The 13,083-nt window shown below is 72.0% G+C and carries 13 protein-coding genes and 1 pseudogene; 7 read left to right on the top strand and 7 right to left on the bottom strand.

Annotated features, from left to right (window positions below; genetic code table 11):
* The first annotated feature begins 10 nt into the window (after window positions 1-10).
* Genes AB0O82_RS08550 through AB0O82_RS08540 form a run of 3 tightly spaced genes read left to right on the top strand, consistent with a single transcriptional unit; the run spans window position 11 to window position 1,400 of the window.
* Window positions 11-235 (top strand): hypothetical protein, encoded by a 225-nt coding sequence (locus AB0O82_RS08550; protein ID WP_363581500.1) that lies wholly within the window; start codon window positions 11-13, stop codon window positions 233-235.
* Between the two features lie 59 nt (window positions 236-294).
* On the top strand, window positions 295-942 hold the full coding sequence (locus AB0O82_RS08545; protein ID WP_363581498.1) for a DUF433 domain-containing protein: 648 nt from the start codon (window positions 295-297) through the stop codon (window positions 940-942).
* Window positions 939-1,400 carry a DUF5615 family PIN-like protein gene (locus AB0O82_RS08540; protein ID WP_363581496.1) on the top strand — a complete coding sequence of 154 codons (462 nt, stop codon included), beginning with the start codon at window positions 939-941 and terminating at the stop codon, window positions 1,398-1,400. Before AB0O82_RS08545 ends, AB0O82_RS08540 begins: the two co-directional genes overlap by 4 nt.
* Before the next feature lie 76 nt (window positions 1,401-1,476).
* Here AB0O82_RS08540 and AB0O82_RS08535 read toward each other — a convergent pair.
* Window positions 1,477-1,680: pseudogene (locus tag AB0O82_RS08535) on the bottom strand (LLM class flavin-dependent oxidoreductase); the annotation flags it as partial.
* 356 nt (window positions 1,681-2,036) lie between these two features.
* Here AB0O82_RS08535 and AB0O82_RS08530 point away from each other — a divergent pair.
* From AB0O82_RS08530 to AB0O82_RS08515, 4 genes are all read left to right on the top strand, one after another.
* Window positions 2,037-2,999: an ABC transporter ATP-binding protein gene (locus AB0O82_RS08530; protein ID WP_363581494.1), complete on the top strand. Its 963-nt coding sequence runs from the start codon at window positions 2,037-2,039 to the stop codon at window positions 2,997-2,999.
* Window positions 2,983-3,885, top strand: coding sequence for an ABC-2 transporter permease (locus tag AB0O82_RS08525; protein WP_363581492.1), 903 nt, complete (start codon window positions 2,983-2,985; stop codon window positions 3,883-3,885). Before AB0O82_RS08530 ends, AB0O82_RS08525 begins: the two co-directional genes overlap by 17 nt.
* 25 nt (window positions 3,886-3,910) lie before the next feature.
* Window positions 3,911-4,828, top strand: coding sequence for an ABC transporter ATP-binding protein (locus AB0O82_RS08520; protein WP_363581490.1), 918 nt, complete (start codon window positions 3,911-3,913; stop codon window positions 4,826-4,828).
* Window positions 4,829-4,940: 112 nt separating this feature from the next.
* Window positions 4,941-5,660, top strand: coding sequence for an ABC transporter permease subunit (locus AB0O82_RS08515; RefSeq protein WP_363581488.1), 720 nt, complete (start codon window positions 4,941-4,943; stop codon window positions 5,658-5,660).
* A 48-nt stretch (window positions 5,661-5,708) separates the two neighbouring features.
* Here AB0O82_RS08515 and AB0O82_RS08510 read toward each other — a convergent pair whose 3' ends face one another.
* The 6 genes from AB0O82_RS08510 to efeB all read right to left on the bottom strand — a co-directional run bounded on the left by AB0O82_RS08510 (window position 5,709) and on the right by efeB (window position 13,080).
* Window positions 5,709-6,992: an MFS transporter gene (locus tag AB0O82_RS08510; RefSeq protein ID WP_363581486.1), complete on the bottom strand. Its 1,284-nt coding sequence runs from the start codon at window positions 6,990-6,992 to the stop codon at window positions 5,709-5,711.
* A 66-nt stretch (window positions 6,993-7,058) separates the two neighbouring features.
* Window positions 7,059-7,790, bottom strand: a complete 732-nt coding sequence (locus AB0O82_RS08505; RefSeq protein ID WP_063351236.1) for a FadR/GntR family transcriptional regulator — start codon at window positions 7,788-7,790, stop codon at window positions 7,059-7,061.
* Window positions 7,791-7,930: 140 nt separating this feature from the next.
* Window positions 7,931-8,806, bottom strand: a complete 876-nt coding sequence (locus tag AB0O82_RS08500; protein ID WP_363581484.1) for an HAD family hydrolase — start codon at window positions 8,804-8,806, stop codon at window positions 7,931-7,933.
* Window positions 8,807-8,853: 47 nt separating this feature from the next.
* On the bottom strand, window positions 8,854-10,128 hold the full coding sequence (gene serS / locus AB0O82_RS08495) for a serine--tRNA ligase (RefSeq protein ID WP_363581482.1): 1,275 nt from the start codon (window positions 10,126-10,128) through the stop codon (window positions 8,854-8,856).
* 537 nt (window positions 10,129-10,665) lie between these two features.
* Window positions 10,666-11,601: a prephenate dehydratase gene (pheA, locus tag AB0O82_RS08490; RefSeq protein ID WP_363581480.1), complete on the bottom strand. Its 936-nt coding sequence runs from the start codon at window positions 11,599-11,601 to the stop codon at window positions 10,666-10,668.
* A gap of 141 nt (window positions 11,602-11,742) precedes the next feature.
* Complete coding sequence (gene efeB / locus AB0O82_RS08485) at window positions 11,743-13,080, bottom strand: iron uptake transporter deferrochelatase/peroxidase subunit (RefSeq protein ID WP_363581478.1); 1,338 nt, start codon at window positions 13,078-13,080, stop codon at window positions 11,743-11,745.
* Between the last annotated feature and the right edge of the window lie 3 nt (window positions 13,081-13,083).

Here is a 13,083-nt window from a genome sequence, read left to right as displayed (position 1 = left end):
AAAGCAGGACATGGCGATCGCCGTTCGGGATACGGATCACGGCGAGTGCTCGCTCACCGATCTCATCGAGCGCAGTGCCGAGTTGAAGGGGGAGTCGGTCGCCTTCGCGCAGAGCGCGCGCTTCGATCGGTGGTTGACTCCCGCCCTTCTGGAGGCGGCGGGCCCTGAGCGGCGGCTGGACGAGGGCGCGGCGCGTCTCGGCGGCCTCATCCGGGTGAAATGCTGGCGAGCCTGATGCCCGTACGGGACGATGAAGTAGCGTCGGATTGTCGTCTGGAGCCAAGGAGGTGCCGCATGTCGTACGAGCCCAAACTGGCTGCCGCGTTGTCCGGTGCGACTCTGCGGCAGCTGTCGCACTGGCGGCGGGCCACCGGCGAGCGCGGCGCTGTCCTGGTGCCGGAGATCTCGACGTCTCGTCCGATCCTCTACTCCTTTCGCGACGTGGTCGCTCTCCGAGTCTGTGTCCGTCTTCGCGAGGAGGCATCCCTCCAGAAGATCAGGCGGGCGCTGAGCACGTTGCGCGAGGGCCTCGACGAAGGGGAACACCTCTCGGCCTACCGGCTGGTCGCGGGCGGTGACACGATCTACCTGGCAGACCCGGACCACGCAGTGGACCTTGTGCGGAGCAAGGGCAATGTCGTCATTCACGACATGGTGGACGTGCTTGCGCCTTTCTACCGTGGTGGTCGGCGAATCCCGGACCTCCTTGAACCCCGGCCGCACGTGTCTATTGACCCTGCTGTGCGAGGCGGCGAGCCGGTCGTCGAGGGGACACGTATCCCGGCGACAGAGGTTGCTGCTCTCCTACGGGACGGCGTGCCACCTGAGCAGATCGGCGACTACTACCCGGGCGTCACAGCAGAGGCAGCGCGCGACGCAGCGGACTTCGCCGACTATGTCGACAGTTACGAGGATGCGGAAATCCGGCAGGCAGCGTCTTGAAGCTGCTGCTCGACGAGAATGTGCCGCTTCCCATGGCACGGATCGTGCGGCTGCTCCTGAAGCACCACGTTGTCGAGCACGTGGCCGAACTCAGCGGGTGGGCGGGAACCAGGGACGTCGACCTCTATGCGCGTGCGGCAGCGGACGGCTTTCAGATCGTTGTCACGAATGACACGAAGCAACTGAGCCGTCCACTCGAGGTAGTCGCCATCGCCGAGTCGGGCCTGCATCGCATCGAGTACCGCCAGAATCACAAGCACGGCGGGTTGGTGGGTCTCGGTGCAGCTATCGCCACCGTGTGCGCCGGCCTGCCCCATGCCTTGGCTGAACTCGACCAGGCAGACAGTCAGCGCCTGATCTCGCTGAATGCGGTCGACCCGTCCCAGCAGAGCCGCTTGCGGATCGTGGATCCTGCCAGCGCCCCGCCCAAGTTCTGGCCCGCCGACTCACAGGGGTAGTGGCATCAGGGGCTGAACCAGCGGAACATCGCAGGTCAGCGTGTGATGCATGAAGAAGGATTGACTGATGTCACGGCGTCCCGAGCCGCAGGCGCTCGGTCGCGGTGGCCGCCGCGGTCAGTGTCGGGATCGATCCGAACCACGGCTCGTCGCGGAACGACCGCCACGACAGGTGGTCATAGGTGTACGCGGCATGGAACCCGAGCTCCTCGGCCCGCCGCCAGATCTTCTGCCCCTCGGCCCATCGGTGGATGGGCAGGATCACGGTGCTCAGTCGCATGGTGTCGACCCTATGGGTCGGAACGGCCGCGTGGTCTTCGCGTCTCCCGGCCGGGTCGTCGAGGCGGGTGCGACAGGTCAGGCATGGGCCAGGCCGTCCACATAGAGGACGTCGACCCGGAGAGCATCGGAAGCGGCCGGTACCGCGGGCACGGCGACTCCGGTGGCGTTTCCGAGTCGGACCTCGCGCCGGATTCCCCGTTGCCGGCCTCGCACGGGCGACGAGGACGTCCTGACCCTGAGGGGGAGGTGCTCCGCCCCTTAGGGGAGATCCTCCGCGGCGTCATACCGCAGCAGCAGACGGGCTCGTCATTCCAGCTCATAGCCCTTGGCGCGTAGGCCCGTTACGTTGAGCAGGTGTCCACTGCTGTCATCAAGACGGACGGCCTCACCAAGAGGTTCCCCCGGGTCACCGCCCTCGACCAGCTCACCGTCGAGGTGCGGCCCGGGGTGGTCGGGCTGGTCGGGGCCAACGGGGCGGGCAAGTCCACCCTCATCAAGATCCTGCTCGGCCTCGCCCCGGCGACGTCCGGCCGCGGCGAGGTCCTCGGCCTGGACGTCGCCACCCGGGGCCCGGAGATCCGCGAACGGGTCGGCTACATGCCCGAACACGACTGCCTGCCACCCGACGTGTCGGCGACCGAGTTCGTGGTGCACATGGCGCGGATGGCGGGGCTGCCGGCCACCGCCGCCCGTGAGCGCACCGCGGACACCCTGCGGCACGTCGGCCTGTACGAGGAGCGGTACCGGCCGATGGGCGGGTACTCGACCGGCATGAAGCAGCGGGTCAAGCTCGCCCAGGCGCTGGTGCACGACCCGAAGCTGGTGCTGCTGGACGAGCCGACCAACGGCCTCGACCCGGCCGGCCGGGACGAGATGCTGGGCCTGATCCGCCGGGTGCACACCGACTTCGGGATCTCGGTGCTGGTCACCACCCACCTGCTCGGCGAGCTGGAGCGCACCTGCGACCACCTGGTCGTGATCGACGGCGGCAAGCTGCTGCGCTCCTCCTCCACCGCCTCCTTCACCGAGGCGACGGCCGTCCTGGCGGTCGAGGTGACGGACCACCCGCAGGACGCCGTCCCGGAGCCGGGCGACGCCGTCCGCGAACGGCTGGCCGCCGCCGGGCTGTCCGTCCAGCCGGAGGGCTCGCACCTGCTGCTGGTCCGGCTGGCCGGCGACGACACCTACGACACCATCCGCGACACCGTCGCCGGCCTGGGTCTCGGCCTGGTCCGGCTGGAGCAGCGCCGCCACCGGGTCGCCGAACTCTTCACCGACGAGAACAGGGGAGGGACGGACGATGTCGCTGCCTCCTGACACCAGGTCCGCCGACACCGGCGTCATCCACGACATCGGCTACCGCGGCTACACCGGGCCCCGGCTCGGTCGGGCCTACGCCACCCGCTCGCTGTTCACCCAGAGCCTGCGCGCCGCGTACGGGCTCGGGCGCTCCGGCAAGTCCAAGGTGCTGCCGATGCTGGTGCTCGGCGTGGTCACGATGCCGGCCGTGGTCATGGTGGCGATCGCGCTCGCCACCAGCGCGAAGGAGCTGCCGCTGGACTACCCGCGGTACCTGTCCTCGTTCGTGCTGGTCGTGTCGATCTTCCTGGCCTCGCAGGCGCCGGTGCTGTTCTCCCGGGATCTCCGGCACCACACCGTCCCGCTGTACTTCTCCCGCCCGATCACCCGCGCCGACTACGTCCGGGCCAAGTTCGCCGCCATGGTCAGCGCCCAGTTCCTGCTGATGGCGGCGCCGTTGCTGGTCCTCTACATCGGGGCGCTGCTCGGCGGGCTGGACTTCGGGCACAACACCGGGCACTTCCTGTCCGGCCTGGTCGCCGCCCTGCTGTACTCCCTGGTGCCGACCTCGGTGGCGCTGGTGGTCGCCGCCGCGACCCCGCGCCGCGGCTTCGGGGTGGCCGGGATCATGGGCTACCTGGCGATCAGCACGGCCGTGGTGGCGATCCTGACCCGGATCGGCACCGCCACCGAGCTCACCGTCCCGGACTCCGCCCAGTGGATCGCGCTGCTGTCGCCGAACGACCTGGTGGAGAGCCTGACCAACCAGCTCTTCGACGTCGGCGGGATGGACGGCCGGATGCACGCGCCCGGCGGGCTCGGCGTGGTCGTCTTCACCGCCGCCGTCCTCGCGATGGTGTCCGGCTCGTACGGGCTGCTGCTGCGCCGCTACCGCAGCGTCTGATGAACCGAGGAGTTTGAGAGGCGTCATGGCCACCATCACCATCGACAAGGTCTCCCGCTGGTTCGGGAACGTGGTCGCCGTCAACGACATCAGTATGACGATCGGCCCAGGTATCACCGGCCTGCTCGGTCCGAACGGCGCGGGCAAGTCGACCCTCATCCACATGATGAGCGGCTTCCTCTCGCCCTCCAGCGGGGCGGTCACCCTGGACGGCGCGCCGATCTGGCGCAACCAGCAGGTGTACCGGCAGATCGGCCTGGTCCCGGAGCGGGAGTCGATGTACGACTACCTGACCGGCTGGGAGTTCGTGCTCGCCAACGCCGAACTGCACGGTCTCGCCGACCCGGGCGCCGCCGCCCGGCGCGCCCTGGACCTGGTGGAGATGGCCTACGCCAAGGACCACCGCACCGGGACGTACTCCAAGGGCATGAAGCAGCGGGTCAAGATGGCCTCCGCGCTGGTCCACGACCCGGCCGTGCTGCTGCTCGACGAGCCGTTCAACGGCATGGACCCGCGCCAGCGGCTCCAGCTGATGGAGCTGCTGCGCCGGTTCGGCGCGGACGGCCGGACGGTGCTGTTCTCCTCCCACATCCTGGAGGAGGTCGAGCAACTGGCCCGGCACATCGAGGTCGTGGTGGCCGGCCGGCACGCCGCCTCGGGCGACTTCCGGAAGATCCGCCGGCTGATGACCGACCGGCCGCACCGCTACCTGGTCCGCTCCAGCGACGACCGTCGGCTGGCCGCCGCGCTGATCGCCGACGGCTCCACGACCGGTGTCGAGGTGGACGCGCGGGAACGGGCGCTGCGGATCGAGGCGGTGAACTTCCAGGGCTTCACCACCCTGCTGCCCCGGGTCGCCCGCGAGGCGGACATCCGGCTGTACACCGTCTCGCCGGCGGACGAGTCGCTGGAGAGCGTCTTCTCCTACCTGGTGTCCGCGTGAGGCCGGGCATCCGCGTGAGGCCCGGCGTCCGCGCGAGGCCCGGCGTCCGCGCGAGGCCCGGCGTCCGAGCCACCGAACTCCCGTACCGGACCCAGGAAAGGGCCGACCGACCATGAACCCGACCGTCGCCAGGCTGACCCTGCGCGGCCTGCTGGGCCGCCGCCGCGGCCTCCTGCTGCTGGTGGTCCCCGCCCTGCTGCTGGTCATCTCGGCCGTCGCGAGCGGCACCGCCAGCGGGAACGAGCACGACCTCACCGTCAAGATCCTCGGGCAGCTCGGCCTCGGCACCCTGGTGCCGATCCTCGGCCTGGTCGTCGGCACCGGCGTGATCGCCACCGAGATCGACGACGGCTCGATCGTCTACCTGCTGGCCAAGCCGCTGCCGCGGTGGAAGATCGTCACCACCAAGCTGGTCGTCGCGATCGGCACCACCTGGGTGTTCGCCGCCCTCCCGACGCTGCTCTGCGGCCTGCTGCTGATCGGCACCAGGGACGGCATCGCGCTCGGCTACACCGTGGCCGTGCTGGTCGCCGGGGCGGCGTACAGCGCGCTGTTCCTGCTGCTCGGCGTGGTCACCCGGCACGCGGTGGTGGCCGGACTGGGGTACGCGCTGGTCTGGGAGTCGTTGATCGGCAACTTCGTGTCGGGCGCCCGGGCGCTGAGCGTCCAGCAGTGGGGCCGGTCGGTGGCCGAGGCGGTCGCCGGGGACGCCGCGATCGGCGCCGACGTCTCGCTCGGGGTGGCCGTCCCGCTGCTGCTGGCGGTCACCGTGGCGGCGACGGTGCTGGCCTCGGTGAAGCTGGCCGGACTGACCCTGGCCGCCGAGGAGTAGCCGGCCGGGGCCGACCCGGGGCAGTCGGGGTCGGCCCGAGCGGAGGTGCTAGCCGAGCGTCCGGTTGCGGCCCGCGCCCCAGCCGGCCGCGCCGACCACGGTGGCCAGCACCAGCATCAGCACCAGGGTGGCCGTCCAGCCGCCGGTGAGCTGGTGCAGCGCGCCGGCGCCGACCGGGCCCGCCGCCGCGACCAGGTAGCCGACCGCCTGCGACATCCCGCCCAGCTGGGCGGCGCCGGCCGCGCTGCCGGTGCGCAGCACGATGAAGGCCAGGCCCAGGCCCAGCGAACCGCCCTGGGCGACGCCCAGGATGGTCGCCGACACCCAGGCGCCGGACACCGGCGCGATCAGCAGCAGGGCGATGCCGAGGCCGTTCAGCCCGGCCATGACCACCGCCAGCCCGCGCTGGCGGGTCATCCGGCCGGCCAGCAGCGGCACCAGGAAGGCGCCCGCGACCTGCACCAGGTTGGAGAAGGCGAAGACCAGACCGGCCTCGCCGCGGTCCATGCCGTGGTCGGCCAGGATGGTCGGCATCCAGGCGACCAGGGTGTACACCAGCAGCGACGAGATGCCCATGAAGAGGCTGATCTGCCAGGCCATCGGCGAGCGCCAGATGCCCTCGATCGGCTTCTCGGCCACACGACCGGCCGCAGGACCGGCAGGGGCCGCTGCCCCGGACGCCGCCGCCCCGGACGCCGCCGCCCGCTCCTGCCGGGAGCGCAGCACCTGCGGCAGCCAGGCCACCGCGGCGATCAGCGCGAGCAGCGACCAGGTGCCCAGCGAGGCCTGCCAGCCGCCGCCGAGGGCGTGCTCCAACGGCACCGACAGACCGGCCGCCAGGGTCGCGCCGACCAGCATGGTGGTCGAGTAGACGCCGGTCATCGCCGCCGCCCGGTCCGGGAACTCCCGCTTCACCAGGCCCGGCATCGACACGTTCAGCACCGCGATGGCCACGCCGATCACCACGCAGCCCGCGTACAGCGCCGCCACCGAGGGCAGCACCCGCAGCAGCACGCCCGCGCCCAGCACCAGGACCGCGCCCAGCACCACCCGTTCGGTGCCGAACCGCCGGGTCAGCCGGGGCGTGAGCGGGGCGCCGACGCCCTGGAACAGCACCGGCACGGTGGTGATCAGTCCGCTCGCGGTGGCGGAGAGTCCGAAGGTCCGCTGGATCTCGCCGACCATCGGCGACACCGCCGCCAGGCAGGCGCGCATGTTCAGCGCGACCAGCAGGATGCCGGTCAGCAGCAGCGCGGGGTGGGCCAGCCGGGTGCGGACGGGAAGCGGGAGGGACGTGGTGGCAACCGGCTGCTGGGCACGGGTGACGGCCATGGGTGTGCTGTTCTTTCGTGAATGTGCGAGAGGGCGCGGAGGACGGAAGGGAGGCGGGTGCCTACGTCACTTCCGGGCCGCGATGGCCGCGAGGAGCTGCTCGACGGCCGCGGTCGGCTCGGCGAGCAGCGCACGACACGCGGCCTCGGCACGGTCCGGGTCGCCGCTCTCGATCGCGTCGACCAGCGCCGCGTGGGTGGCCACGGCCACCTCGGGCATGTCGTGGTCGCCGAAGGCCGAGGTCATCGACTCGCGCACGGAGGCACCGAAGTAGCGGTAGACCTCGGTGAGCGCCGGGTTGTGCGCGGCCTCGACGATGGCGGTGTGGAACTCCAGGTCGTGCTCGACGGTGGCCTCGCGGTCGGTCCGCTCGGCGTGCGAGGCGATCACCTCGGCCTCGCGGGCCAGCGCGGCCCGCATCCGCTCGACGTCCTCGCGGGTGTGCCGCAGCGCGGCCAGCCGGGCGGCCTCGGTCTCCAGCGCGGCCCGGACCTCCAGGACGTCCCGGATGCCCGAGCGCTGGACGCCGCGCAGGACGGCGGCCGGGTCGCTGGTGGAGCGGACGAACGTCCCCTCGCCCTGGCGGGAGACCAGCATGCCGGCGTGCACCAGCACCCGGATCGCCTCCCGGACGGTGTTCCGGCCGACCTGGAGCCGCTCGGCGAGTTCGTGCTCGGTGGGGATCTGCGATCCCACCGGCCAGACGCCGCCGGCCAGTTGTTCGCGCAGCTGGTCGATCGCGGTGTCCACCAGGGAGCGCCGTCCGGCCGCCTGGAGGCTGTTGCCGTCGTTGGTCATGCCGGTACTCCCTTCGTTGTCGGTCACCGCGCCGCTGGTCAACGCCGGTCATCGGTCATCCTACAACCGCTTGCCCGGTCATCCTACAACTGGAGGTGAACCCCCGCCGAACACTACGGCGAGGTCGGGAGGAGGAGGGCCTAGACGCCCGGGTAGAGCTGTTCCAGGACGACGGCGACGCCGTCCTCGTCGTTGCTCGCGGTGACCTCGTCGGCGACGGCGAGCAGTTCCTCGTGGGCGTTGGCCATCGCCACGCCGCGGGCCGCCCAGCCGAACATCGGCACGTCGTTGGGCATGTCGCCGAAGGCGATGGTGTCGGCCCCGCGGACGCCCAGGCGGCGGGCGGCGACGGCCAGCCCGGTGGCCTTGGACAGGCCCAGCGGCAGCAGTTCGACCACTCCGGCGCCGGCCATCACGACGCCGACCAGGTCCCCGGCGACGCGGCGGGCGGCCTCGGCGAGCGCGTCGTCGGTCAGGCCGGGGTGCTGGATGTAGAGCTTGCTCACCGGGGCGTCGAGCAGCTGGTCGCGGTCGACCCGGACGACCGGGAGGTCGGAGCCGATCAGCAGCTCGTAGCCGGGGCCGGCCAGCACCTGGCCGTCCAGGCCGTCCTGGTTGGCGGCGACGGCCAGCGGGCCGGTCTCGGCCTCGATCTTGGCGATGGCGAGCGCGGCGAGCCGGCGGTCCAGGGTGAGGGAGGTGAGCAGCCGGTGCGCGCCGGCGTCGTACACCTGGGCGCCCTGGCCGCAGACGGCTATCCCGGTGTAGCCGATCTCGTCGAAGACCGGGCGGGCCCAGGCGGCGGAGCGGCCGGTGACGACGATGTGCAGCGCGCCCGCGCCGGTGGCCGTGGCCAGGGCGGCGCGGGTGCGCTCGGAGACGGTTTCCGTGCTGGTCAGCAGGGTGCCGTCGAGGTCGGTGGCGACCAGCCGGTAGGGCAGGTCGCCACCGCTCGGGCGCTCGCCGCTCGGGCGCTCACCGTTGGGGGAGACGGGGCTGGGGCTGGTGGTGCTCATGGGCCGTACGTCTCCCGGGAGTTGCGGGTGGTGCGGGTGGCGCGGTGCTACTTGACCGGTTCGAGGACGGTCCGCCCGCCGAGGAACGGCCGCAGTGCCTCGGGCACGACCACCGAGCCGTCGGCCTGCTGGTGGTTCTCCAGGATCGCCACGATGGTGCGCGGGACGGCGACCAGGGTGCCGTTCAGGGTGGCCAGCGGGCGGGTCTTGCCCTCCTCGCGCATCCGGATGGCGAGCCGGCGGGCCTGGTACTCGGTGGTGTTGGAGGTCGAGGTGACCTCGCGGTACTTGCCCTGGGTCGGGATCCAGGCCTCGATGTCGAACTTGCGCGCGGCCGAGGCGCCGAGGTCGCCGGAGGCGACGTCGATCACCCGGTAGGGCAGCTCCAGCGCGTTGAGGAAGTCCTTCTCCCACTGGAGCAGGCGGCGGTGCTCGTTCTCGGCGTCCTCGGGAGTGGTGTAGACGAACATCTCCACCTTCTCGAACTGGTGGACGCGGATGATGCCGCGGGTGTCCTTGCCGTAGGTGCCGGCCTCGCGGCGGAAGCAGGACGAGTAGCCGGCGTAGCGCAGCGGCAGCTTCTCGGCGTCGAGGATCTCGTCCATGTGGTACGCGGCGAGCGGGACCTCGCTGGTGCCGACCAGGTACCGGTCGTCCTCGGCGAGGTGGTACACGTTCTCGGCGGCCTGGCCGAGGAAGCCGGTGCCGTCCATGGCGGCGGGCCGGACCAGGGTCGGGGTGATCATCGGGATGAAGCCGGCGGCGGTGGCCTGGGCGATGGCCATGTTGACCAGGGCGAGCTCCAGCAGCGCGCCGACGCCGGTCAGGTAGTAGGAGCGGGCGCCGGCGACCTTGGCGCCGCGCTCGGTGTCGATCGCGCCCAGGATCTGGCCGAGCTCGACGTGGTCGCGCGGCTCGAAGCCCTCGGCGGCGAAGTCGCGCGGGGTGCCGATCTCCTCCAGGGTGACGAAGTCCTCCTCGCCGCCGACCGGGGCGGCCGGGTCGATGAGGTTCGCCAGCGAGCGGAGCAGGCGATCGGCCTCCTCCTTGGCCGCGCCCTGCTCGGCGTCCGCGGCCTTGACCTCGGCGGCCAGCTCCTTGGTGCGCTGCAGCAGGGCGGCCTTCTCCTCGCCCTTGGCCTGGGCGACCTGCTTGCCGAGCGTCCGCTGCTCGCTGCGCAGTTCGTCGAAGCGACTGCCCGAGGACCGGCGCCGTTCGTCGGCGGAGAGGAGGGCGTCGACCAGGTCGACGTCCTCGCCACGGACGCGCTGCGAGGCGCGCACTCGGTCAGGGTCCTCACGAAGCAGGCGAAGGTCAATCACAGGCCCAAGCGTACCGGGCGGAGGCTCATCCACCGGTACGGGTTTTCCCCTGGGGATAACCGCCCGGATCCTGTGGATAACTTCTGTGGGGAACGGGCGGGGCCGGGGTTATCCACAGGATCCGGGCGGTGCCTGTGGATTGAAGGGGAGGTTGGCCCTCCGATCACCGAAGCCAGGGAATTGAGGTTTCAAACCTCATTTGACCTTCTCGGGTGAGGGAATTGAAGCACTCGGACGGGTGATTTGCTGGCACACGGGTGACTCTGGTCCGATTAGTCATCTCTACGCCGCTAACCAATGATCCGACCGAAACCTGCAGTGGCTATACCGGTTTGTCGACTCATCCCCAGGCCTGTGGATAACTTTCGGCTGTGGATAGTCCCCGCCCCTGTGGATGGCGGGTTCCGGCGCCGCGGGCCCCTGTGGACGACGGGTGCGGTCACCCGCCCCCTTCCGCCCGGCCGGGAGAAAACGATCGGAAAAGGGCGGAAAGACAAAGGGCATCGATCAGATGTCGTCACGATGCCCTCGCGTGGATCAGATGTCGCCGCGCCCGTCGAGGCACCGGGAGAGCCAGTCGGCGGCGGCCGTGAAATCGTCGTCCGAGGTCCCCGGCCGCCGGTGCGTGGAGACCTGCCGGTCGGCGCGCGGATAGGAGCCGAGGAACCGCACCTGCGGGCTGATCCGCTTCAGCCCCATCAGGGCCTCCGCCACCCGGCGCTCGGACAGGTGCCCCTCGCAGTCGATCAGGAAGCAGTAGTTGCCGATGCCCTCGCCGGTCGGCCGCGACTCGATCCGCATCAGGTTGACCCCGCGCACCGCGAACTCCTGGAGCAGCTCCAGCAGCGCGCCCGGGTGGTCGTCCGGCAGCCAGACCACCATCGAGGTCTTGTCCGCGCCGGTCGGCGAGGAGACCCGGCCCGGGCGGCCGACCAGGACGAACCGGGTGGTCGCGGTCTGCGCGTCCGCGATGTCCTTGACCAGCGGGTCCAGGCCGTAGATCGGCGCCGCGAACTCGCCCGCGAACGCCCCGTCGTAGCGGCCCTCGGCGACCAGCCGGGCGCCGTCCGCGTTGGAGGCGGCCGACTCCCACTGCGCGTCCGGCAGGTTGGCCGCCAGCCAGCGGCGCACCTGCGCCTGGGCCACCGGGTGGCTGGTCACCGTCTTGACCCCCGCCAGGTCGGTGCCCGGCCGCACCAGCAGCGCGAAGGAGATCGGCAGCAGCACCTCACGGTAGATCATCAGCGGTGCACCGGCGGCGAGTTCGTCATTGGTCGCGGTGACGGCGCCCTCGACCGAGTTCTCGATCGGGACGAACGCCCCGGAGGCGTCCCCGCCGCGCACCGCGTCCAGCACCAGCGGTACCGAGGCCAGCGGCACCAGCTCCCGGGTCGCGGCCTCGGGCAGGGTGCGCAGCGCAGCCTCGGTGAAGGTGCCGGCCGGACCGAGGTAGGTGTAGCGGGTGGCCGACATGACGCCTCCGTGGGAAACAGGGGGGAACCGGGGCAGGGGTGTTGCCGAAGAAGTCACCATAACGACTCCGCCCGTCGGCCAGGAAAGCGTTTCGGTGGCCGGGACCGGAGACTGCCGGGACCGGAGACCGCCGGGGGCGTGCTACTCGAAGAGCTGCTGGCCGAGGTAGCCGCCGGCCGGGACGCCCGGCGGCACCGCGTACAGGCCGCTGGCCTCGTGCCGCAGGAAGCGGGAGAGGCCGTCCCCCCGGGCCAGCTTGCGCTGCACCGGGGTGAAGCCCTTGCGCGGGTCGGCCTGGAAGGCGAGGAAGAGCAGCCCGGCGTCCGGCGAGCCGTCGGGCAGCAGGCCGTCGTGGTACGAGAACCCGCGCCGCAGCATCGCCGCCCCGCCGTTGGCGGCCGGGGCGGCCACCCGGACGTGCGCGTCGGCGGGGATCGCCAGCGCGCCGTCCGGGCCCTGCGCGGCCAGGTCGACGGGGGTGCGCTCGCCGGCCCCGGCGGGTGCGCCGAGCGGTGCGCCGTCCGACTTGCGCCGCCCGATCACCCGCTCCTGCCGGTCGGTCGGCAGCGCCTCCCAGTTGTCCAGCAGCATCCGGATCCGCCGGAACACCAGGTACGAGCCGCCGACGAGCCAGGCCGGCCGGTCCGGCCCGGCGGTGCAGAACACCTTGGCGGCGAAGCCGTCCTCGCCCGGCTGGGGGTTGTTGGTGCCGTCGATCTGGCCCATCAGGTTGCGGCCGGTCATCGGGCGCGCGGTGGCACCGGGCGTACGGGCGAAGCCGGCCGACTGCCAGCGCAGCGCCGCCGTGCCGGCCGCCTGGCGTTGCAGCACCCGCAGCGCGTGCACGGCCACCAGGGCGTCGTCGGCGCCGATCTGGACGAACAGGTCGCCGTCGCCGCGTGCGGGGTCGAGCGCGTCGGCGGGGAAGGGCGGCAGCGGTTCGAGCGCCTGCGGGCGGCGGTCGGCCAGCCCGGCCTTGTCGAACAGGGCGGCGCCGAAGCCGACGGTGAGGGTGAGCGAGCAGGGGCCGGCGTCCAGCGCCACCTGGTTGTCGGCGTCCTCGGCCGGCTCCCCGGCGGTCAGCCGCTCGGCGGTCTTCGTCCAGCGCTGGAGCAGGGCGCGCAGCCCGTCCCGGCCGGCGCCCTCGGCCAGGTCGAAGGCGGCCAGCTGGACCCGGGCCTGCTGGGGTTCGAGGATGCCGGCCTGGTGCTCGCCGTGGAACGGCACCCGGGCCGCGCCGAGCGCGCCGCCCGGCCCGGCGGCGGGCGCCGCGCCGGGGTGGCGGTCCAGGGCGACCGCCCCGGCGGCGCCGGCTCCGGCGCCGGCCAGCAGCCCGGCGCCGGCGGTGCCGAGCAGGGCCCGCCGGGTGAAGCCGGCGCGGCCGGGCGCCTGAGCACCCTGTGCTGCGGGCCTCGGCACCGTGGCCCGGTCCGTCGTGGCCCGGTCCGCCGTGGTGCGGTCCGTCGAGGTGTGCTCCATCGC

The sequence above is a fragment of the Kitasatospora sp. NPDC088264 genome (assembly GCF_040685715.1).
GTDB lineage: Bacteria > Actinomycetota > Actinomycetes > Streptomycetales > Streptomycetaceae > Kitasatospora.
This window is presented reverse-complemented; position numbering and strand designations above follow the sequence as displayed.